This is a genomic window from Pseudomonas sp. 22085 (assembly GCF_052045815.1).
Classification (GTDB): domain Bacteria; phylum Pseudomonadota; class Gammaproteobacteria; order Pseudomonadales; family Pseudomonadaceae; genus Aquipseudomonas; species Aquipseudomonas glycinae.
The window spans coordinates 110,638-131,515 of the sequence record NZ_JBQEQA010000012.1 but is presented as its reverse complement, the minus strand read 5'-3'; the positions used below and the strand labels follow the sequence as shown (position 1 = coordinate 131,515).

At 62.0% G+C, this 20,878-nt stretch carries 17 protein-coding genes; 10 read left to right on the top strand and 7 right to left on the bottom strand.

The annotated features are described in order from the left end of the window. From benC to ACTJK7_RS16540, 5 genes are all read right to left on the bottom strand, one after another. Positions 1 to 1,008 carry a benzoate 1,2-dioxygenase electron transfer component BenC gene (gene benC / locus ACTJK7_RS16560; protein ID WP_064381965.1) on the bottom strand — a complete coding sequence of 336 codons (1,008 nt, stop codon included), beginning with the start codon at positions 1,006 to 1,008 and terminating at the stop codon, positions 1 to 3. A 46-nt stretch (positions 1,009 to 1,054) separates the two neighbouring features. Continuing rightward, a complete protein-coding gene (gene benB / locus ACTJK7_RS16555) occupies positions 1,055 to 1,543 on the bottom strand; it encodes a benzoate 1,2-dioxygenase small subunit (RefSeq protein WP_011333747.1) in 489 nt (162 codons plus the stop codon). Further along, positions 1,543 to 2,898, bottom strand: coding sequence for a benzoate 1,2-dioxygenase large subunit (gene benA / locus ACTJK7_RS16550; protein WP_108561469.1), 1,356 nt, complete (start codon positions 2,896 to 2,898; stop codon positions 1,543 to 1,545). The genes benB and benA overlap by 1 nt, the downstream gene beginning before the upstream one ends. 141 nt (positions 2,899 to 3,039) lie before the next feature. After that, the gene (locus ACTJK7_RS16545) at positions 3,040 to 3,996 is read right to left on the bottom strand and encodes an AraC family transcriptional regulator (protein ID WP_108561467.1); all 957 of its coding nucleotides are present in this window, start codon (positions 3,994 to 3,996) and stop codon (positions 3,040 to 3,042) included. 148 nt (positions 3,997 to 4,144) lie between these two features. Next, a complete protein-coding gene (locus ACTJK7_RS16540; RefSeq protein ID WP_440780531.1) occupies positions 4,145 to 6,271 on the bottom strand; it encodes a TonB-dependent receptor family protein in 2,127 nt (708 codons plus the stop codon). 142 nt (positions 6,272 to 6,413) lie between these two features. On the opposite strand from ACTJK7_RS16540, the gene ACTJK7_RS16535 reads away from it, so the two are divergent. Continuing rightward, positions 6,414 to 6,737, top strand: coding sequence for a hypothetical protein (locus ACTJK7_RS16535; protein WP_082934460.1), 324 nt, complete (start codon positions 6,414 to 6,416; stop codon positions 6,735 to 6,737). Between the two features lie 18 nt (positions 6,738 to 6,755). On the opposite strand, the gene ACTJK7_RS16530 is transcribed toward ACTJK7_RS16535, so the two are convergent. Further along, entirely contained in the window at positions 6,756 to 7,526 is a 771-nt protein-coding gene (locus ACTJK7_RS16530) for an AraC family transcriptional regulator (protein ID WP_108561463.1), read from the bottom strand. A 223-nt stretch (positions 7,527 to 7,749) separates the two neighbouring features. Here ACTJK7_RS16530 and ACTJK7_RS16525 point away from each other — a divergent pair, with 223 nt between their 5' ends. The 5 genes from ACTJK7_RS16525 (at position 7,750) to ACTJK7_RS16505 (ending at position 14,256) form a co-directional block, all read left to right on the top strand. Beyond that, positions 7,750 to 9,381 carry an APC family permease gene (locus ACTJK7_RS16525; RefSeq protein ID WP_108561461.1) on the top strand — a complete coding sequence of 544 codons (1,632 nt, stop codon included), beginning with the start codon at positions 7,750 to 7,752 and terminating at the stop codon, positions 9,379 to 9,381. A gap of 22 nt (positions 9,382 to 9,403) precedes the next feature. After that, positions 9,404 to 10,330, top strand: coding sequence for a 4-hydroxyproline epimerase (locus ACTJK7_RS16520; protein ID WP_108561459.1), 927 nt, complete (start codon positions 9,404 to 9,406; stop codon positions 10,328 to 10,330). Positions 10,331 to 10,385: 55 nt separating this feature from the next. Further along, on the top strand, positions 10,386 to 11,333 hold the full coding sequence (locus ACTJK7_RS16515) for a dihydrodipicolinate synthase family protein (protein WP_323151334.1): 948 nt from the start codon (positions 10,386 to 10,388) through the stop codon (positions 11,331 to 11,333). A 78-nt stretch (positions 11,334 to 11,411) separates the two neighbouring features. Continuing rightward, entirely contained in the window at positions 11,412 to 13,004 is a 1,593-nt protein-coding gene (locus tag ACTJK7_RS16510; RefSeq protein ID WP_440780534.1) for an aldehyde dehydrogenase (NADP(+)), read from the top strand. Further along, positions 12,994 to 14,256, top strand: a complete 1,263-nt coding sequence (locus ACTJK7_RS16505; protein WP_323151332.1) for an NAD(P)/FAD-dependent oxidoreductase — start codon at positions 12,994 to 12,996, stop codon at positions 14,254 to 14,256. Before ACTJK7_RS16510 ends, ACTJK7_RS16505 begins: the two co-directional genes overlap by 11 nt. An 8-nt stretch (positions 14,257 to 14,264) precedes the next feature. Here ACTJK7_RS16505 and ACTJK7_RS16500 read toward each other — a convergent pair whose 3' ends face one another. Then, positions 14,265 to 15,440: a XylR family transcriptional regulator gene (locus tag ACTJK7_RS16500; RefSeq protein ID WP_323151331.1), complete on the bottom strand. Its 1,176-nt coding sequence runs from the start codon at positions 15,438 to 15,440 to the stop codon at positions 14,265 to 14,267. 176 nt (positions 15,441 to 15,616) lie between these two features. Between ACTJK7_RS16500 and xylA the strand changes: the two genes are divergently transcribed. The 4 genes from xylA (at position 15,617) to ACTJK7_RS16480 (ending at position 20,849) form a co-directional block, all read left to right on the top strand. Beyond that, positions 15,617 to 16,933, top strand: a complete 1,317-nt coding sequence (xylA, locus tag ACTJK7_RS16495; protein WP_323151330.1) for a xylose isomerase — start codon at positions 15,617 to 15,619, stop codon at positions 16,931 to 16,933. Positions 16,934 to 17,075: 142 nt separating this feature from the next. Continuing rightward, positions 17,076 to 18,077, top strand: a complete 1,002-nt coding sequence (gene xylF, locus ACTJK7_RS16490) for a D-xylose ABC transporter substrate-binding protein (protein WP_323151329.1) — start codon at positions 17,076 to 17,078, stop codon at positions 18,075 to 18,077. A gap of 78 nt (positions 18,078 to 18,155) precedes the next feature. After that, on the top strand, positions 18,156 to 19,712 hold the full coding sequence (xylG, locus tag ACTJK7_RS16485; protein ID WP_323151328.1) for a D-xylose ABC transporter ATP-binding protein: 1,557 nt from the start codon (positions 18,156 to 18,158) through the stop codon (positions 19,710 to 19,712). Further along, positions 19,713 to 20,849: a sugar ABC transporter permease gene (locus tag ACTJK7_RS16480; protein WP_323151327.1), complete on the top strand. Its 1,137-nt coding sequence runs from the start codon at positions 19,713 to 19,715 to the stop codon at positions 20,847 to 20,849. It begins immediately after the preceding gene. The last annotated feature ends 29 nt before the right edge of the window (positions 20,850 to 20,878 follow it).

Here is a 20,878-nt window from a genome sequence, read left to right as displayed (position 1 = left end):
TCAGGCCGCCGCGAATTTCTCGTAGTAGAAGTTCGCCGGCGTGATGCCCTGCTCGCGGATGTACTGGCTGACGGCCTCGACCATCGGCGGCGGACCGCACAGGTACACGTCGACATCGCCTTCGTTGAGGTGGCGCGGTTCGATGTGCTGGGTGACGTAGCCCTTGAGCGGATGCTGGCTCTGCGGATTGGCCACGCAGGCGCCGAAGCTGAAATTCGGAATGCGCGCGGCGAAGGCTTCGAGGCGGTCGAGTTCCACCAGATCGAAATCGTTGGTCACACCGTAGATCAGGTGAACCGGATGTTCGCTGCCCTGCTCGGCGATCTTCTCCAGCATCGCCGTGAATGGCGCCAGCCCGGTGCCGCCGGCCAACAACAGCAGCGGCCGCTTGATCTCGCGCAGGTAAAAACTCCCCAATGGCCCGGCGAGATTCAGGCTGTCGCCGGCCTTGGCCAGCCCGGTGAGGAAGCTGCTCATCAGGCCGCCGGGGACATTGCGGATCAGGAAACTGACCTCTCCGTTCTTCTGCAACGAGCTGAAGGAATAGGCGCGGGATTGCTCGCTGCCCGGCACTTGCAGGTTGACGTATTGCCCTGGCAGGAACGCCAGTTTGCTCAGGGATTCACCCTTGAGCGACAGCGCGATGGTGCTTTCGGAGAGCTGCCGGACATCGCTGATCGACGCCTGGTAGCTTGCCTGTTCGGTCTTGCACACCTGCGAGCCGACCGGCACCCGCACCACGCAGTCGCTTTCGGCGCGCATCTGACAGGTCAGAACGTAACCCTGGGCCAGTTCGTCTTCACTCAGGGCGTCTTCGATGAAGTTGTCGCCCATGGCGTAACGCCCTGCCTCGGCGAAACATTTGCAGGTGCCGCAGGCGCCGTCGCGGCAGTCCAGCGGGATGTTGATGCCCTGGCGGTAGGCCGCGTCGGCAACGGTTTCGTGGCCCGAGGCCTCGATGAAACGGGTGACCCCGTCTTCGAAATTCAGTGCGATCTGGAAACTCATGGTGCACCTCGCTCACAGCGTCGAGCCCGGCTCGCCGCCGTCTCGATCAGATGTGATAGATGTCGATGACCTGACGGACGTAATCGTTCTTCAGCACGACTTTCTTGGCCTTGATCAGCGGCTGTTCGCCGCGCAGGTCGAGGGTGTAGAAGCTGGTGCCGAAATAACTGTCGGTGACCTGATAGCGAAAGCTCAGGGTGTGCCAGTTGAAGCGCACCTGACATTGCCCTTCGCCCTGCTCGACGATCTCGATGTTGCTGAGGTTGTGCGAGGTGCGAGTGTCGGGGATGGTCGCGCTGGAGCGCTCGGTCTTGATCCGGAACACCCGGTCTTCGAGGCCGCCACGGTTGCCGTACCAGATCAGCGAGATTTCGCTTTGCGGGTCTTCGGTCAGGGTGTCGTGGTCGTCCCAGGCCGGCATCCAGAAACTGGCGTCGGCGGCGTAGAGTTCCAGCCACTGATCCCATTGGCCGTCGTCGAGGTAGCGTGCTTCGCGGTAGAGGAAGTCGCGCACGGTGTCGTAGAGGTTGCTCATCACACAGCCTCCACGGGGATCAGGTTTTTATCGCTGGCGGCGGCCTTGAGCATGGTTTCCTGCCAGTACTTGTGTTGCAGCACGAACAGGCCTTCGTCCTCGGTGCGCATGCCGGACAGCAAGGGCTTGAGGTCGATTTCCTCGGCCGCCGCGTCCGCGCCTTCGACCCAATGGGTCGCGCCACGGGACATGTCGTTCCAGCCGCGCCCGGCGCCGTAGCCGGTCTGGCACGAGCGGAATTCTTCGAGGTCATCCGGAGTGGCCATGCCGCTGACGTTGAAGAAGTCTTCGTATTGGCGAATGCGTTTGGCCCGGGCCTCCGCGCTTTCGCCTTTGGGGGCGATGCAGTAGATGGTGATCTCGGTCTTGTCGACGGAGATCGGCCGGGCGATACGGATCTGCGAGCTGAACTGATCCATCAGGTACACGTTGGGGTACAGGCACAGGTTGCGCGAGTTCTCGATCATCCAGTCGGCGCGGGCCTGGCCGAAATCCCGGGCCAGTTCGTCGCGGCGCTCGTAGGCCGGACGATCCTCGGGGTTGGCCCAGCGGGTCCAGAGCAGCAGATGGCCGTGGTCGAACGAGTAGAAACCGCCGCCCTTCTTCGCCCAGCTGCCGGCGCTCATGGTCTTGATTTCTTCGCCGGCGTCGCGCTGCTGACGCTGGTTCTGGGTAGCGGCGTAGTTCCAGTGCACGGAGCTGACGTGATAACCGTCGGCGCCATTTTCGGCGGTGAGTTTCCAGTTGCCTTCATAGATGTAGGAGCTGGAACCGCGCAGCACTTCCAGACCTTCGGGCGACTGATCGACGATCATGTCGATGATCTTGGCCGACTCGCCCAGGTGCTCGGCGAGGGATTTCACATCGGCGTTCAGGCTGCCGAACAGAAAGCCGCGATAGGACTCGAAACGCGCGACCTTGGTCAGGTCGTGGGAGCCTTCGCAGTTGAAACCTTCGGGATAGCCAGCTTCGCTCGGATCCTTGACCTTGAGCAGTTTGCCGCTGTTGTTGAACGTCCAGCCGTGAAACGGGCAGGTGTAGCTGGAACGGTTGCCGGACTTGTGCCGGCAAAGCATCGCGCCGCGATGGCTGCACGCATTGAGAAAAGCATTGAGTTCACCAGCCTTGTTACGGGCGATGAACACGGGTTGGCGACCCATGGTGGTGGTCAGAAAATCGTTGGCGTTAGGGATCTGGCTTTCGTGGGCGAGGTAGATCCAGTTGCCTTCGAAGATGTGCGCCATCTCCAGTTCGAACAGCCGTGGATCGGTGAACATCTCCCGCTTGCAGCGGTAGGCCCCCTTCTCGGGGTCCTCTTCAAGCATGGCATTGAGGTAGTCGATTCCCAGGGACATGGCCGGGGCCTCCATTGTTATTGTTCAGGCCAGGTCAGATTAGGGAGGCAACGCGGGCGGCAATATCCGAATCCTGCAGAGCGCTATCCGTTTTGTGCAGGACGGCGCAGCAGGTGCTTCAGATTGTTTCGGGGCGGGAATTCAGTGGCGGCGTTTGAAGGTCACGGACGGCAATTCGCCGAACTGCTGGCGATAGCTTTCGGAGAAACGCCCGAGGTGCAGGAAGCCGTAGTCCAGCGCCAGTTCGGTGAGGTTGCGCACCGGGCAGCTCGGGTCGCTGAGGCAGGCATGAATGCGTTCCAGCTTGCGCTGGCGGATGTACTGCATCGGGGTCACGCCGAGCTGGCGTTCAAACAGGGCGTACAGTGAGCGCGGGCTCATGTTCGCCTGGACCGCGAGGTGTTCGGCGGGCAGATCCCGCTTCAGGTTGCGCTCTATGTAGTCGAGGATCCGCTCGAAACTGACGCTCGGCGAACTCAGGCATTCACGGCTGACGTTGGTGTTCATCAGCGAAATCAGTTTGCTGCCGACGATCTGCGCGTAATGCTCCTGTACCCGCAGCAACGGATCGCTGGCTTCGGCTTCCTGGCAGATCATGCCCAGCAGGCTGGTAAACCCTTCCAGCTCGTCGAGCCGGTAATGATTGCGCAGAAACCGGATGCCGCCGGCAGGATGCAGCCAGCGCTGCTCGTCGCACACCGATTCCAGCACGCTGACCGGCACCTTGAGGATGAATTTCTCGCAATCGTCGGAATAAGTCAGGTCCACCGGATCGTCCGGGTTGATCAGCAGCAATTCGCCCGGCACCAGATGATGCTCGCGCTTGTGCCCGCGCCACAGGCAGTTGCCTTGCAGCAGGACTTGCAGGTGATACACGGTTTCCAGCGCCAGCGACGTCACGCGAACGCTGCCGCCATAGCTGATGCGGCACAGATCGAGATCGGCGAGTTTGCGGTGGTTGAGGCTGGCTTGCGGGTGGGTGGTTCTGGACAGGCCGATGAAATGCTGGCCGACGTGCTGGTTCACATAGTCGGAGACGGCATACGGGTCAGCGTGGCGAAACACGCTGCTGCGGTCGCTCAGCAGGCGGCTGTCCATGGGCAAGGCACTCGATCTTGTCGTTATGGTGATGGTCGCGGTTTGCGCCATCACCGGTCACAGTACGCCGGCGTGGCGGATCGGGCAATTGGACGAAGGTTTGGCTGTCCGGTGATCGAACGGTTTCAATCACCGCGCTTTCGTCGGATCAAAGCAGACTCCACGACACCCCGACATACATCGCCATGCCCTCACCCAGTGTGGAGCGTGCGGCGTCCAGTCCTTTATCGTCATAGCCCGGCGTAACTGTAGCGGCGTAGTGTTTGTCGGTCAGGTTGCGCATGTCCAGCCAGGTCTGCCAGTCGCCTTTCGGTGCGTTGTAACCGAGGGTCGCGCCGAAGGTGGCGTAAGGATCGGCGTAATAGCTGTTGGCGTAATCCACTGCGGTTTTCGAGACCAGTTGCGTGTTGACCGCCGCGAAGAACCCCTGCGGGAAGTCGTAGCGCAGTTCGCCCTGGTAGTAATGCATCGGCAGGCCCGGCAAGCGGTTGTCGCCGAAGCGGTCGTCGTCGCGGTAGTGGAAGTCGCTGAAGGTATAGGCCTGGCGCAGGCTCAACTTGCCGCCATCGTTTGCTGACCACAGGTTGCTGAGCAGGCTGGCTTCAATACCTTGGTGCACGGTCGGGCTGGCATTGAGTTCGTAAGGCGTTGTGGCGTTGGCGTCCGGCAATACCGAGAGCAATTCGTGGCGCACTTGAGCGTAGTACCAGGCCAGGCTCCACTCGCCCAACGCGCTGTCGCCACGGCCGCCGAGTTCCAGGGTGGTCGCGGTCTGGTTCTGCAGCTTGACCGGGTCGCGCTGGGTGCCGGTGGCGGCGCCGCTGCCGGCCGGGAACCGTACGTTGGAGCTGTAGACCAGCGACCACGGATGCGGCGCTTCGACCGAACGGCTCAGGTTGCCGAACAGTTGCAGGTCCGGCGTCACCTGATAGCGCAGACCCAGACGTGGCGCATAGTCCCAGTCACCGAGGCTGGTCTTGCCGCCACCTTCCGGGTAGGTCACGGCGCTTTCGCGACGGGTGTAGATCGCGGCGAGGCCGGTGGTCAGCCACAGGTCGTCGGCGATTTCCAGGTCGTTGCCCACGTGCAGGACAGAATCCGAACCCTGATAAGTGAAGTTGCGCATATGCGTGCCCGGAGCATAACCAGCGGTGTTGCCGCCGGGAATACGCACCAATTCGCTGGCCCCGTCGTTGGGCAGGTGTTTGGTCACTCGCAGGCCCACGGTGCTGTTGCTCTCCATCCCCCAGAGAGTGTCGCGGCGCTTGTAGTCGAACGTGCCGCTGACATCGGTGTACGCCACCTTCAGGCGATTGGGGCCTTCGCGCAGGTCCATCGGGTAATCGTGATAAACCAGACCGGTCTGGATGCTCGAATCGTCATCGATGTAGTACGTGGTCTTGTTACCGATGAAGGTGCTGCCAGGCTGGTCGCGGCTGTCGTTGCGCGTCACGTAGGCCGGGTTGGCCGCGCGCGGATCGTGTTCGATGGAATGTTTGGTCACCCGGCCGGCGAGGTCGTTGTCGGTCTCGCGGTGACGAATGTAGAAGCGGGTTTCCAGATTCGGATTGAAGCGATAACCGAAGTTGGCGATCACGCCCTGACTCTTGCTGGCGGTGTGATCCTGATAACCGTCGGAATGCGCATCGGTCATCGACAGGTAGTAATCGAAATCGCCCAGCACCTGACCGGAGCTGACTTGTCGCTGGGCATAACCGTGGCTGCCCATGACATAGCGCACATTCAGCAGTGGCGCGTTATAGCCGGTGTGGCTGACGTAATCGACGGCGCCACCGAGGGCCAGCGCACCGCGATCAAATCCGTTGGCACCGCGCAGGACTTCTACATGGTCGAGCCACAACGGCTCCAGTAATTCGTAAGGCGTGCCGCCGGGGCCGGTCAGCGGCAGACCATCGAGCATCGTGTACAGCCCGGACGCGTGGGCGCCGGGAGCACGGTTGATGCCCGAGCCACGGATCGAAATCTTCGTCCCTTCGTTGCCCGCCGACTGGGCATAGACACCCGGCTGATACGCCAATACGTCCTGATTGCCCGCGACCCGGCCCTGCAATGGCTGGCGCATATCCACCACGTTGCTGCCACCCGGCACCTCGGCCAGACGCGCCTTCGCCTCTTCCACCGACGCATCTTCACCGCTCTGATCCTCGGCCCCGATCAGCACTTGCCCCAGTTCCAGCCCCTGGGATTGCGCCTTGAGCGGACAGACAAGGGCCAGCCCCAGCAAGGCAGCGGGCAGGGTTTTCAGCGAAGGCATCGGGTGAACTCCAGACAGGCGGGAACGGACAGTGACAACTGCGACGCATGAATGAACGAAGGAAACACATGGCGATTTGGTTTTTTGTCAGGTAAACAGGCCTGTGGTTTTCCAACAGCAATCAAACAAGGGAGCGTCTGAGGTGGCTGAAGAAGTGCTGAAGTCCAGGCTGGCCAATTTTCTCGTGCCCGGCGGACTCTGGGTGGGTGGGAAAGTGGTGATCACGCCGTCCGGGATTCGTATGAGTGCCAATGCCATGAACCGCGCGGTGCCCGGCGGAGTTCTGGACGTTGAAGTCCCGATAGCCACGATTCGCAAAGTCACTCTGGAGGGGGGATTCATTACCCGGATCGTCAGTCTGGAGACCGACAACGGTTACGTTTACTTCCGTTGTTTCGGAGCGAAGGCAATGGCCGGGCTGATCACAAAACTGTACGTCGCACACACGCTGAAACGAGCGGGCTGATCGCCCACCGAAACCCGCTCATTGCTCTGTCGCCTGCCGATACTGACGCGGGGTAAAACCGGTCGACGCCTTGAACTGGCGGGTGAAAGCACTGTGATCGGTGTAGCCGCATTGCAGTGCCACCTCGGTGATCGGCAGTTCGGTATGCAACAGGCGATGGGCATGTTCCAGTCGCACTTTCTGAATCATCTGCCTCGGCGTCAGGTGGAACACCCGTTTGCAGTAACGTTCCAGTTGCGCCACCGAGATACCGGCGATCCGCGTCAATTCGCCCAGGGTCACCCGACGATTGAAATGGGCGCGGATGTGTTCGTCGACCGCCGCCAGGCGCTGAAACGCCGGGTGGGTTTCGCTGGCCGATTGCAGGTCCACCGAAATCCCCGCGAGGCCGATGATCTCGCCGTCGCGGTTGTACAGCGGGCGTTTGTGCGTCAGGCACCAGCCCGGTTCGCGACTGCCGTACAGGTGCAGTTCCAGCTGATCTTCCAGCACGAAACCTTCTTCCAGCACCCGCCGATCCTGCTCGGTATAACCGGGCCCCAGTTGCGCCGGAAACACCTGCGCACTGGTTTTGCCGAGCAGCGGTTTCAGGTCTTTCAGGCCACAGCGTTGCACCAGCGTGCGATTGGCCAGGACGTACCGCGCCTGCACATCCTTGATGAAGATCGCCGCGTTCGGAATCACGTCCAGCATCGGCAACAGCGGTGTCACGCCGGCCAGCAGCGCGTCGAGGGTGTGGGGACGATTGTGCTCATCGCCCTGGCTCAGGATCGCAAATGCGTTCTGCATGGTGACGGTTTTCCCCGGTGAGTGGATCGGGCTTAGGCGTTCGCGTGCAGATTGCAGCAACGTTCGAAGCGTGTCGAGCGTCGCTGGCTTTCTTCGCAACTGTGCCGATTTCGTCATTCAGAGCTGCGCAAAACATCAATCGCCCGACGCCTGATGAGTTCACTGTTTAGCCGTTCCAGTGACTCACACCTGCCTATCCAATAACTCACAAGAAGGCGATGCCATGTCAGGCCAAGGCAAGTTCAAAAAACAACTTTCATTGATCGACCTCACCTTTATCGGGTTGGGGGCGATCTTCGGTTCCGGCTGGTTGTTCGCGGCCAGTCACGTGTCGGCGATTGCCGGGCCGGCCGGGATTTTTTCCTGGTTGCTGGGCGGGTTCGCCGTGTTGCTGCTGGGCATCGTCTACTGCGAACTGGGTGCAGCATTGCCCCGCGCTGGCGGTGTGGTGCGCTACCCGGTTTACAGCCACGGGCCGCTGCTCGGTTACCTGATGGGATTCATTACACTGATCGCGTTTTCCAGTCTGGTGGCGATCGAGGTGGTTGCCTCTCGCCAATACGCGGCGGCCTGGTTTCCGAGCCTGACCAAGGCTGGCAGCGGTGATCCGACCTTGCTCGGCTGGCTGGTGCAGTTCGGTCTGCTCTGCGTGTTCTTTCTGCTCAACTACCGCAGCGTGAAGACCTTCGCCAAGGCCAACAACCTGGTCAGCGTGTTCAAGTTCATCGTGCCTCTGCTGGTGATCGGCGTGCTGTTCACCTTCTTCAAACCGGAAAACTTTCAGATCCAAGGCTTCGCCCCATTCGGTCTCTCGGGTATCGAGATGGCCGTCTCCGCCGGCGGTGTGATCTTCGCCTATCTGGGCCTGACCCCGATCATCTCGGTGGCCAGCGAAGTGAAGAACCCGCAACGCACCATTCCGATTGCGCTGATCCTGTCGGTGCTGCTTTCCACCGCGATTTACGTATTGCTGCAAACCGCCTTCCTCGGCGGCATCCCGACCGAACTGCTCGCCAATGGCTGGGCCGGGGTATCCAAGGAATTCGCCCTGCCGTACCGCGACATCGCCCTGGCGCTGGGCGTGGGCTGGCTGGCGTATCTGGTGGTCGCCGACGCGGTGATCTCCCCCAGCGGCTGCGGCAACATTTACATGAACGCCACGCCCCGGGTGATCTACGGCTGGGCGCAGACCGGCACGTTCTTCAAGGTCTTCACCCACATCGACGCGAAGTCCGGGATCCCGCGTCCGGCGTTGTGGCTGACCTTCGCCCTTTCGGTGTTCTGGACCCTGCCGTTCCCATCGTGGGAAGCGCTGATCAATGTGGTATCCGCCGCGCTGGTGCTGAGCTACGCCGTGGCTCCGGTGACCGTCGCCGCGCTGCGTCGCAATGCGCCCGACATGCCGCGCCCGTTCCGGGTCAAGTGCATGGGCGTGCTGGGGCCGGTGTCGTTCATCATCGCCGCGCTGATCGTTTACTGGTCGGGCTGGAACACCGTGTCCTGGCTGCTCGGCCTGCAAATCCTGATGTTCGTCGTCTACCTGCTCTGCGGCCGCTTCGTGCCGACCGCCCACCTCAGTCTGTCCCGGCAAGTACGCTCGTCGGCGTGGCTGATCGCCTTCTACGCGGTGACCATCGTCCTGTCGAAACTCGGCACCTTCGGCGGTCTGGGCATCCTCACCCATCCGTTCGACACCTTGGTCGTCGCAGCCTGTGCGATGGGTATTTATTACTGGGGCGCGGCCACCGGCGTACCGGCACACCTGCTGCGTCTGGAATCGGAAGAGGATGAAAGCGAAGTCGCGTCTCCATCTCCTGCCTCCAACACCAATCCTCGCGCTGCCGGCGCTTACTGAAATCACTCAACGGGACCTGTCCATGAAACGAGTACACGTCATTGATTCCCACACCGGCGGCGAACCCACGCGTCTGGTGATGAAGGGTTTTCCTGATCTGCCCGGCCGCACCATGGCCGAGAAACGCGACGCCCTGCGCAACCAGCACGACCAATGGCGCCGCGCCTGCCTGCTGGAACCGCGCGGCAACGATGTGCTGGTGGGCGCGCTGTATTGCGAGCCGGTGTCGCCGGACGCCACCTGCGGCGTGATTTTCTTCAACAACGCCGGTTACCTCGGCATGTGCGGCCACGGCACCATCGGCCTCGTCGCATCGCTGCAACATCTGGGGCTGATCGCACCGGGCGTGCACAAGATCGACACGCCGGTCGGCCCGGTCAGCGCAACGCTGCATGAAGACGGCGCCGTGACCTTGGGCAACGTGCCCGCCTATCGCTCACGCAAACAGGTGGCGGTGGAAGTGCCGGGATACGGTCGTTTCCTCGGCGACGTGGCCTACGGCGGCAACTGGTTTTTCCTGATCTCCGAACACGGCCAGACGCTGACGCTGGACAACGTCGAAACCCTGACCGACCTCACCTGGAAAATGCTCAAGGCCCTCGAAGACCAAGGCATCCATGGCGAGGACGGCGCGGTCATCGACCACATCGAACTGTTCGCCAATGACGCCGAGGCCGACAGCCGCAACTTCGTGATGTGCCCCGGCAAGGCTTACGACCGCTCCCCTTGCGGTACCGGCACCAGCGCCAAACTGGCATGCCTGGCCGCCGACGAAAAACTCGCGCCTGGCGAGCGCTGGGTGCAAGCGAGCATCACCGGCAGCCAGTTCGAAGGCCGCTTCGAATGGGCAGGCGAACGCATCCGCCCCTACATCACCGGCCGCGCCCACATGACCGCCGACAGCACGTTGCTGATCGACGAAACCGATCCATTTGCGTGGGGCATCTGAGCCGCCGCGCTGCATTTTCAAACCCCTCTGAATGACCGTTCCAAGGAGAACAATAATGAGCGACAACATCTTCACCGGCTGCATGCCCGCCCTGATGACCCCGTGCACCGCCGCGCGCAAACCGGACTTCGATGCGCTGGTGGCCAAGGGTCGCGAGCTGATCGACATCGGCATGAGCGCGGTCGTGTACTGCGGCTCCATGGGCGACTGGCCGCTGCTCACCGAAGCGGAGCGTCAGGAAGGTGTGGCGCGGCTGGTGGCCGCCGGCATTCCGACTATCGTCGGCACCGGCGCGGTCAACACCCGTGAAGCGGTGTCCCACGCGGCCCATGCGGCGAAAGTCGGCGCGCAGGGTTTGATGGTGATTCCTCGGGTGCTGTCCCGTGGTGCTTCGGCGGCGGCGCAAAAAGCCCACTTCGCGGCGATTCTGCAAGCCGCGCCGAACCTGCCGGCGGTGATCTACAACAGCCCTTACTACGGCTTCGCCACCCGCGTCGACCTGTTCTTCGAACTGCGCCGTGAATACCCGAACCTGATCGGTTTCAAGGAATTCGGCGGTGGCGCCGACCTGCGCTACGCCGCTGAAAACATCACCTCCAAGGATGATGACGTGACCTTGATGGTCGGTGTCGACACCCAGGTCGTGCACGGTTTCGTCAACTGTAACGCCACCGGCGCCATCACCGGCATCGGCAACGCCCTGCCCCGCGAAGTGCTGCAACTGGTGGCCCTGAGCAAGCAGGCTGCCAAGGGTGACGCCAAGGCGCGGCGTCAGGCCCGTGAGCTGGAATCGGCGCTGGCGGTGCTGTCGTCCTTCGACGAAGGCACGGATCTGGTGCTGTATTACAAACACCTGATGGTGCTCAACGGCGACAAGGAATACACCCTGCATTTCAACGAAACCGATGCCCTTAGCGACTCACAGCGTCGTTACGCAGAAGCCCAGTACACGTTGTTCCGTCACTGGTACGAAAACTGGTCGGCGGAACAGAACTTCGCCTGACCTGCCGCTGCGCTCAAGCCCGCCGCCCCCACGGCGGCGGGCCTTTTCGTGACCTGTTTTATTGATAAGGAATGCGCCATGACTCTGACGGGCCAACTGCTGATCGGTCAGCAAACCCTCACCGGCGACCGCGACGTCATCCACGGGATCAATCCCGCCACCAACTCGCCTTTGCAACCGGCCTACGCCGGCGGCTCTGCCGAGCATGTCGAGCAGGCCTGCGCACTGGCCTGGGCGGCGCTCGACCGTTATCGCGAGACATCGCTCGAGGCACGGGCGGAATTCATTGAAACCATCGCGGGCGAAATCGAAGCGCTGGGCGACGAACTGATCGACCGCGCCCTGGCCGAAACCGGCCTGCCGCGCCCGCGCCTGCTGGGCGAGCGGGGCCGCACCTGCCAGCAACTGCGCTTGTTTGCCCGCACCGTGCGAGCCGGTGAATGGCTGGATGTGCGAGTCGACAGCGCGCAACCGCAACGCCAGCCGATGCCGCGTTCGGATCTGCGTCAGCGGCAGATTCCACTGGGCCCGGTGGCCGTGTTTGGTGCGAGCAACTTTCCACTGGCGTTCTCGGTGGCGGGCGGCGATACCGCTTCTGCGCTGGCCGCCGGTTGCCCGGTGATCATCAAGGCCCACGGCGCCCATCCCGGCACCAGCGAGTTGGTCGGACGTGCAGTGGCGCGGGCGGTGAAGGCCTGTGGTTTGCCGGATGGTGTGTTCTCGTTGTTGTACGGCTTCGGTCGTGAAGTGGGGATTGCGCTGGTCAGCGATCCACGGATCAAGGCAGTCGGCTTCACCGGTTCGCGCAGTGGCGGGCTCGCGCTGATCAAAGCGGCACAAGCCCGGCCCGAGCCGATTCCGGTATACGCTGAAATGAGTTCGATCAATCCGGTGTTGCTGTTTCCGGCAGCCCTGCAAAATCGCGCCGAGGCATTGGCCCTGGGTTTTGTGGCTTCGCTGACATTGGGCGCCGGTCAGTTCTGCACCAATCCCGGTCTGGTCATCGCCCGCAAGGGGCCGGCGTTGGACGCCTTTATTGGCGCCACCACCGAACTGATCCAGCGCAGCCCCGCGCAGACCATGCTGACGCCGGGGATCTTCAACGCCTATGAGTCCAGCGTGAATGCTCTCGCGGAAAATACCCGGGCGCGTATTGCCGCCGTCGGCCAGCGCGCGACGGAACCGAATCAGGGCCAGGCTCATGTGTTCGTCACCGACGCCGCTGACTTTCTCGCCGACCACACCTTGCAGGCCGAAGCCTTCGGCGCCACCTCCTTGATCGTGCAATGCGCCAGCGACGCTGAGATCCGTCAGGTGCTCGAACAGCTGGAAGGCCAACTGACCGCCACGCTGCATCTGGATGACGAGGATCTGGAGCAGGCCCGCGCCTTGCTGCCGACCCTGGAGCGCAAGGCCGGACGCCTGCTGGTCAACGGCTGGCCGACCGGGGTCGAAGTCTGCGATGCGATGGTGCATGGCGGGCCGTTCCCGGCGACCTCCGATTCGCGCACCACCTCAGTGGGCACGGCGGCGATCCTGCGTTTCCTGCGCCCGGTCTGCTATCAGGATTTCCCCGACAGCCTGCTGCCGACCGCGCTCAAACACGCCAATCCACTGTCGCTGCGTCGCTTGCTCGATGGCCAAAGGGAAACCGCGAAAAATGCCGAATAACCCGCACGACATCGCCGTGGTCGGCGCCGGCATCATCGGCGTCGCGAGCGCCCTGCGCCTGGCCCGTCAGGGTTTGCGGGTGGTGGTGATCGATCCGCAGGAACCGGGCCACGGCGCCTCGTTCGGCAACGCCGGGCATCTGGCGACCGAGCAGGTGTTCCCGATTGCCGACAGCTCGATCCTCAAACGCCTGCCGGTCATGCTCATGGACCCGATGGGCCCGCTGCGCCTGGACTGGAAATACCTGCCCCGCGCCCTGCCCTGGTTCGCGCGGCTGTTGCTGAACCTGCGCTCGGCGCCGTTCCAGCGCACCGTTGCCGGGTTGCGCGCGCTGAATGAAAGCTCGCTCGACGCCTGGCACCACTTGCTCAAGGACATCGAGCGCCCCGAGCTGTTGAAGATGGAAGGTTCGCTGCTGGTGTTCGAACGACCCGACTCACGCCCGGCACTCGAAGCATTGCAGCGACGCATGCAACAGCAACAAGTGCCGGTCGATTGGTGGCAGGCCGGTGCGGTACGCGAGGCCGCGCCGCAACTCAGCGAACGGATTCAGAGCGGACTGTTTTTCCCGAACACCGGGCACTTCATAGATCCCTACCGGGTCGTGCGTGAATTGGTCGAGGCGGCGAAAGCCAGCGGCGTGCAGTTTGTGAAACAGGCGGTTCAGGGCGGGCAACTGCACGAGCATGGCGTCAATCTGATGACCGGAACCGGCACCCTGTCCGCTCGCCAGGTATTGATCGCCTGCGGCGCTCACTCGGCAAAACTCACCGCTGCACTGACCGGCAAAAAAGTCCCGCTGGACACCGAGCGCGGCTATCACCTGATGCTGCCTTACGAACACAACCGACTGCCCTTCCCCGTCACCTCGCTGGAACGCAAATTCATCATGACCCCAATGTCCGAAGGGCTGCGCCTGGCCGGCACCGTCGAATTCGCCGGCCTCGACGCCCCTCCGACCATGGCCCGCGCCTGGCAGTTGCATCGGTTGAGCAAGGGGTTGTTTCGTGATGAGTTGAGTGTCGAGGCAGCCACACCGTGGATGGGATTTCGACCGTCGCTGCCGGATTCGTTGCCGGTGATTGATCGGGTGTGTGACGGGAAAGTGCTGCTTGCGTTCGGGCATCAGCATCTGGGGCTGACGCAGGCGGCGGTGACGGCGGAGATGGTTGGGGGGATGGTGTTGCCATCGGCGCAGGACACGGCGCGTATTCTTCCGTCGAGCGAGCCCTATCGGCTGGATCGCTTTTGAGTGGCCGTCTATCGGGCGCCCTGCTGATATTCACGGGGCGTACACCCGAACTCTCGACGGAACACCGTGTGCAGGTACTGCGCGGATTTGAAACCGCAACTGCGGGCAACGTCCGCAATCGGCGTGTCGGTTTTTTCCAGCCCGCGAGTGGCCGCCGCCAGTTTGAAACGCAGAATTTCGTCATGCACGCTGCAACCACGCACCGTGCGAAAGTGCGACTCCAGCGATGAGCGCGACACGCCGACATAGGCCGCCACTTGCGCGGTCTTGATGCCCTGACAGGCATATTGGCGGATGAACAGCAGCGCCTGCATCACGTAGGGGTTGCCCAACGGTTGATGCAAGCTCGACACCTGGACGTTGATCGCTTCGGGCGGGATCAGGACATGCGCGCCCGTTGACGGTTTGCCGTGCAGCATCTGGTGCAGCAGTTGCGCGGCGGTGCGGCCCATGGTTTCAGTGCCCTGGATCACCGAACTTAGCGGGACCCGGGTCAGGCTGCGAGTCAGCGGGTCGTTGTCGATGCCGATCAACGCCACCTGTTCCGGAACGGCGATGCCGGCGGTCAGGCAGGCTTGCAGCAACTGCCGGGCGCGGGCGTCACTGACCGCGATGATGCCAATGGGCTTGGGCAGGCTTTGCAGCCAGGCGATCAACTGTTCGACGGCGCTGTCCCACAGCGGCGCGCTGGTGCCCATGCCGCGATAGACCTCGCCGTGCAAGCCGTCCCGTTGCATCAATCGCAGAAAAGCCTTTTCGCGTTCCTGGGCCCAGCGGTTGGCCTGCGCCTCAGGCAGGCTGAAACAGGCAAACCGTTGCAGCCCGGCCTCGATCAAGTGCTCGTAAGCCATGGTGATCAGCAAGTTATTGTCAGTCGCGACGTACGGGATCCCCTTGGGATAGGCCCGTTCATCCTGATAAGAACCACCCACCGCTACCACGGGCAACTTGATATCGGCCAGCGCCTCGCCAATCAGCGGATCGTCGAAGTCGGCGATGATCCCGTCACCTTGCCAACGCTCGATACCTTTCAAGCGGCAGAGAAAATCCTCTTCCAGAAACAGGTCCCAAGACGCGCGCGTGCTGCTCAGGTAGTTGCCGATGCCGCTGATGATGCCGCGGTCATAGATCTTGCTGCCGTTGAACAACAGGGCGATGCGGTGAACAGGCGGTACGGTTTTCATTGTTTTCAGGCTTGTTCCGGGCCCCTTGCCGTAGAGGCGATCTGCACAGACTAGGCGCGCAGAGGGCGAATCTCAATACGCAAAATCGCACTGCGTGTTGGTGATTTTCGCAATCGGCAGGCACAGGGCCGTTGCTAGTATCGGGACACGCCCCAAGAACAACAAGGACATTGCCAATGCCGTACTTCCCCGATATCGAGCGGATCCGCTACGAAGGTCCTGCCAGCGATTCTCCCCTTGCCTTCCGCCACTACGACGCCGACAAAATCATCCTCGGCAAGCCCATGCGCGAACACCTGCGCATGGCCGCCTGTTATTGGCACACCTTTGTCTGGCCGGGCTCTGACGTGTTCGGCGCCGGGACGTTCAAGCGCCCGTGGCAACACGCCGGTGACCCGATGGAACTGGCCATCGGCAAAGCGCAGGCCGCGTTCGAGTTCTTCTCCAAGCTGGGTATCGATTACTACTGCTTTCATGACACGGATGTCGTCCCCGAAGGCAATTCGCTGAAGGAGTACCGCAACCACTTCGCCCAAATGGTCGATCACCTGGAACGGCATCAGGAAGAAAGCGGGATCAAGCTGCTGTGGGGCACCGCCAACTGCTTCAGCAATCCGCGCTTTGCCGCTGGCGCCGCCAGCAACCCGGATCCTGAAGTGTTCGCCTGCGCCGCGGCCCAGGTCTTCAGCGCCATGAACGCGACTCAACGCCTCAAGGGCGCCAACTATGTGTTGTGGGGCGGTCGCGAGGGTTACGAAACCCTGCTCAACACCGACTTGAAACGCGAGCGCGAACAACTGGGCCGCTTCATGCGCATGGTGGTCGAGCACAAGTACAAGATCGGTTTCAAAGGTGACCTGCTGATCGAGCCCAAACCGCAGGAACCGACCAAGCATCAGTACGATTACGACAGCGCCACCGTGTTCGGTTTTCTCCAGCAGTTCGGTCTGGAAAAGGAAATCAAGGTCAACATCGAGGCCAACCACGCCACTCTGGCCGGTCACAGTTTTCATCACGAGGTGGCGACGGCCGTCTCGCTGGGCATTTTCGGCAGCATCGATGCCAACCGGGGCGACCCGCAAAACGGTTGGGACACCGATCAATTCCCCAACAGCGTCGAGGAGATGACCCTGGTCACCTATGAAATCCTCAAGGCCGGCGGTTTCGGCAATGGCGGGTTCAACTTCGATTCCAAGGTGCGCCGCCAGAGCCTCGATGAGACCGATCTGTTCCACGGTCACGTCGGTGCCATGGACGTCCTCGCCCTGTCGCTCGAGCGGGCCGCCGCCATGGTCCAGAACGACCAGCTGCAACGGCTCAAGGACCAACGCTATGCCGGCTGGCAGCAGCCCTTCGGCCAGTCGGTGCTGGCGGGTGAGTTCAATCTCCAGTCCCTGGCCGAGCACGCCTTCGCCAACGAACTGAACCCGCAGGCCGTCAGCGGTCGGCAGGAAATGCTCGAAAACGTCGTCAACCGGTTTATCTATCGCTGATCGCCAAAGGGGACTGTGGGCGCTGTGACATTTGCGCGACAAATCTGTAGTCCGTTTCGCCGACTGATTCTCTACAGTTCCACCAGCCCGATATTCATCGTCAGGCCGTGTCTTTCAAACAAAAATAAAAGGACGCACCACCATGAAGAATGTAAAACGCACGCTGTTTGCCGGCGCCCTGGCGTTGCTTTCGCTGCCGGTTATGGCCGATGCTGCCCACCCGAAAATCGGTTTCTCCATTGATGACCTGCGGCTGGAACGCTGGTCACGGGACCGGGATTACTTCGTTGCCGCAGCGGAAAAAATGGACGCCAAGGTCTTCGTGCAGTCGGCCGATGCCAACGAACAGAAGCAGATTTCGCAAATCGAAAACCTGATTTCCCGTGGCGTCGATGTCATCGTCATCGTGCCCTTCAACGCTACCGTGCTGACCAATGCGGTGGCCGAAGCGAAGAAAGCCGGGATCAAGGTCGTGTCCTATGACCGTCTGATACTCAACGCCGATATCGACGCCTACATTTCCTTCGATAACGAAAAGGTCGGTGAAATGCAGGCCAGCGGCGTGCTGCACGCAGCGCCCAAGGGCAATTACTTCCTGCTGGGTGGCGCGCCCACCGACAACAACGCGAAAGTGTTGCGCGAAGGTCAGATGAAGGTGCTGCAACCGGCCATCGACAAGGGCGATATCAAGATCGTCGGCCAGCAATGGGTGAAGGAATGGAACCCGACCGAGGCGCTGAGCATTGTTGAAAACGCCCTGACCCGCAACAACAACAAAATCGATGGCATCGTCGCCTCCAACGACGCCACGGCCGGCGGCGCCATTCAGGCCCTGGCCGCTCAGCAATTGGCCGGCAAGGTGCCGATCTCCGGGCAGGACGCGGACCTCGCAGCGGTCAAGCGGGTGATCTCCGGCACTCAGACCATGACGGTGTACAAGCCGCTGAAACTGATTGCCTCCGAAGCCGCCAAACTCTCGGTGCAACTGGCGCGCAACGAGAAACCCGCCTACAGCTCGCAATACGACAACGGCAGCAAAAAAGTCGACACCATCCTGCTCACCCCGACCCCGCTGACCAAGGACAACATCGAGCTGCTGGAACAGGACGGCTTCTATACCAAGGCGCAGATCGCCGGACAGTGACACTCACTGAGTGATGCCCCCGCAGGCGTTCCGCTCCTGCGGGTTCATTCCCGTATCTGCCGCTTATGAGTCTCTGCCATGTCCGACTACCTGCTGCAAATGAACGGCATCGTCAAAACCTTCGGCGGTGTCAAAGCGCTCAACGGCATCGACCTCAAGGTCCGGCCGGGTGAGTGCGTCGGGCTGTGCGGCGAGAACGGCGCCGGCAAGTCCACGCTGATGAAAATCCTGTCGGCGGTCTACCCCCATGGCACCTGGGACGGTGAAATCCTCTGGGACGGTCAACCGCTCAAGGCGCAATCGATCAGCGAAACGGAGGCCGCCGGCATCGTCATCATTCACCAGGAACTGACGCTGGTTCCCGACCTCTCGGTGGCCGAAAACATTTTCATGGGTCATGAGCTGACGCTGCCGGGTGGGCGGATGAATTACCCGGCGATGATCCACCGCGCCGAAGCCCTGATGCGCGAACTGAAAGTGCCGGACATGAACGTGTCGCTGCCGGTTTCGCAGTACGGCGGCGGGTATCAGCAACTGGTGGAAATTGCCAAGGCCCTGAACAAGCAGGCACGCCTGCTGATCCTCGACGAGCCGTCATCAGCCCTGACCCGTTCGGAAATCGAGGTGTTGCTGGACATCATCCGCGACCTCAAGGCCAAGGGTGTCGCCTGCGTCTACATCTCCCACAAGCTCGATGAAGTGGCCGCCGTGTGTGACACCATTTCGGTGATCCGCGACGGTCAACACATCGCCACGACCGCCATGGCGGATATGGATATTCCACAGATCATCACCCAGATGGTCGGTCGGGAAATGAGCAGCCTCTACCCCACCGAACCCCACGATATCGGCGAGGTGATTTTCGAGGCGCGCCACATCACCTGCTACGACGTCGACAACCCCAGACGCAAACGGGTCGACGACGTTTCGTTCAGCCTCAGACGCGGGGAAATCCTCGGCATCGCCGGGCTGGTCGGTGCAGGCCGCACGGAGCTTGTGACCGCGCTGTTCGGCGCCTACCCCGGTCGCCACGAAGGCGAAGTCTGGCTGGACGGCCAACTCATCGACACCTGCACGCCGCTCAAATCAATCCGCGCCGGCGTGTGCCTGGTACCCGAAGACCGCAAGCGTCAGGGGATCATTCCCGACCTGGGTGTCGGCCAGAACATCACCCTGGCGGTGCTGGACAGTTTCTCGAAACTGACCCGCATCGACGCCGAAGCCGAACTGGGCAGCATTGATCGGGAAATTTCGCGCCTGCACCTCAAGACAGCGAGCCCGTTCCTGCCGATCACCAGCCTGTCCGGGGGCAATCAACAAAAAGCCGTGTTGGCGAAGATGCTGCTGACCCGGCCCCGGGTGCTGATTCTCGACGAGCCGACCCGAGGGGTGGACGTCGGCGCCAAGTACGAGATCTACAAGTTGATGGGGATGCTGGCCGCCGAAGGCGTGTCGATCATCATGGTGTCTTCGGAACTGGCCGAGGTGCTCGGCGTTTCCGACCGCGTCCTGGTGATCGGCGAAGGCCGGTTGCAGGGCGATTTCATCAACCGCGAACTCACTCAGGAACAGGTGCTCGCCGCCGCACTCAGCCAGCCTGACAGCCATAACAATAAAGCTCGGAAATCCGCGTAAATGAATCAGGTCAAACAACTCTTCACCCGCTACAAGATGCTCGCACTGGTGTTTGCCGTGGCGCTGATCTGGCTGTTCTTCAGCTGGCAGACCGAGGGCGGATTCCTGACACCACGCAACCTCTCCAACCTGCTGCGCCAGATGTCCATCACCGGGATCCTCGCCTGCGGCATGGTGCTGGTGATCATCAGCGGCGAGATCGATCTGTCCGTCGGCTCCTTGCTGGGCCTGCTCGGTGGCGTAGCAGCCATTCTCGACGTTGTCTATCACATACCGCTGCTGGCGAACCTGAGCCTTGTGGTGGTGTGCGGACTGCTGATCGGCCTCGCCAATGGCTACATGGCGGCGTACCTGCGCATTCCGTCATTCATCGTGGGGCTTGGGGGGATGCTGGCTTTTCGGGGGATTTTGCTGGGGATCACCGGCGGCACGACCATTGCGCCGGTGTCGCCGGAACTCGTCTACATTGGCCAGGGTTATCTGCCACATGCGATCGGTGCCGGTCTGGGCGTCCTGCTGTTCGCACTGACGTTGTTCCTGACCTGGAAACAACGGCGCAATCGCGCCCTTCACGGCCTCGCGGCACACTCAATGGTGCGAGACGTGGCACGGGTGTTGTTGATCGGCGCGGTACTGGCCGGTTTTGTCCAGACCCTCAACAGCTATGACGGCATTCCCGTGCCGGTCCTGCTTCTGCTGATCCTGCTGGGCGGCTTCAGCTACGTGACCAGCCAGACCGTGTTCGGCCGACGCGTCTATTCCGTGGGCAGCAACATGGAAGCGACGCGCCTGTCCGGTATCAATGTGCAGGCCGTGAAGCTGTGGATTTTCGGAATCATGGGCGTGATGTGCGCCCTCGCCGGCGTGGTCAACACCGCGCGCCTGGCCGCCGGCTCACCCTCGGCCGGCAGCATGGGCGAACTCGACGCCATCGCCGCCTGCTTCATCGGCGGCACCTCGATGCGCGGCGGTTCCGGCACAGTCTACGGCGCCCTCCTCGGCGCCCTGGTCATCACCAGCCTGGACAACGGCATGTCCATGCTCGACGTCGACAGCTACTGGCAGATGATCGTCAAGGGCAGCATTCTGGTGTTGGCGGTTTGGGTGGATGTGAGTACGCGGACTGGGCGGCGGTGACAGGCTGCTGCCATCCCAGGACTTTATCC

Bases quoted from the DNA above. Each gene is read 5' to 3' on its own strand.
- benC (WP_064381965.1), bottom strand. From the start codon at position 1,008: ATGAGTTTCCAGATCGCACTGAATTTCGAAGACGGGGTCACCCGTTTC.
- benB (WP_011333747.1), bottom strand. From the start codon at position 1,543: ATGAGCAACCTCTACGACACCGTGCGCGACTTCCTCTACCGCGAAGCA.
- benA (WP_108561469.1), bottom strand. From the start codon at position 2,898: ATGTCCCTGGGAATCGACTACCTCAATGCCATGCTTGAAGAGGACCCC.
- ACTJK7_RS16545 (WP_108561467.1), bottom strand. From the start codon at position 3,996: ATGGACAGCCGCCTGCTGAGCGACCGCAGCAGCGTGTTTCGCCACGCT.
- ACTJK7_RS16540 (WP_440780531.1), bottom strand. From the start codon at position 6,271: ATGCCTTCGCTGAAAACCCTGCCCGCTGCCTTGCTGGGGCTGGCCCTT.
- ACTJK7_RS16530 (WP_108561463.1), bottom strand. From the start codon at position 7,526: ATGCAGAACGCATTTGCGATCCTGAGCCAGGGCGATGAGCACAATCGT.
- ACTJK7_RS16525 (WP_108561461.1), top strand. From the start codon at position 7,750: ATGTCAGGCCAAGGCAAGTTCAAAAAACAACTTTCATTGATCGACCTC.
- ACTJK7_RS16520 (WP_108561459.1), top strand. From the start codon at position 9,404: ATGAAACGAGTACACGTCATTGATTCCCACACCGGCGGCGAACCCACG.
- ACTJK7_RS16515 (WP_323151334.1), top strand. From the start codon at position 10,386: ATGAGCGACAACATCTTCACCGGCTGCATGCCCGCCCTGATGACCCCG.
- ACTJK7_RS16510 (WP_440780534.1), top strand. From the start codon at position 11,412: ATGACTCTGACGGGCCAACTGCTGATCGGTCAGCAAACCCTCACCGGC.
- ACTJK7_RS16505 (WP_323151332.1), top strand. From the start codon at position 12,994: ATGCCGAATAACCCGCACGACATCGCCGTGGTCGGCGCCGGCATCATC.
- ACTJK7_RS16500 (WP_323151331.1), bottom strand. From the start codon at position 15,440: ATGAAAACCGTACCGCCTGTTCACCGCATCGCCCTGTTGTTCAACGGC.
- xylA (WP_323151330.1), top strand. From the start codon at position 15,617: ATGCCGTACTTCCCCGATATCGAGCGGATCCGCTACGAAGGTCCTGCC.
- xylF (WP_323151329.1), top strand. From the start codon at position 17,076: ATGAAGAATGTAAAACGCACGCTGTTTGCCGGCGCCCTGGCGTTGCTT.
- xylG (WP_323151328.1), top strand. From the start codon at position 18,156: ATGTCCGACTACCTGCTGCAAATGAACGGCATCGTCAAAACCTTCGGC.
- ACTJK7_RS16480 (WP_323151327.1), top strand. From the start codon at position 19,713: ATGAATCAGGTCAAACAACTCTTCACCCGCTACAAGATGCTCGCACTG.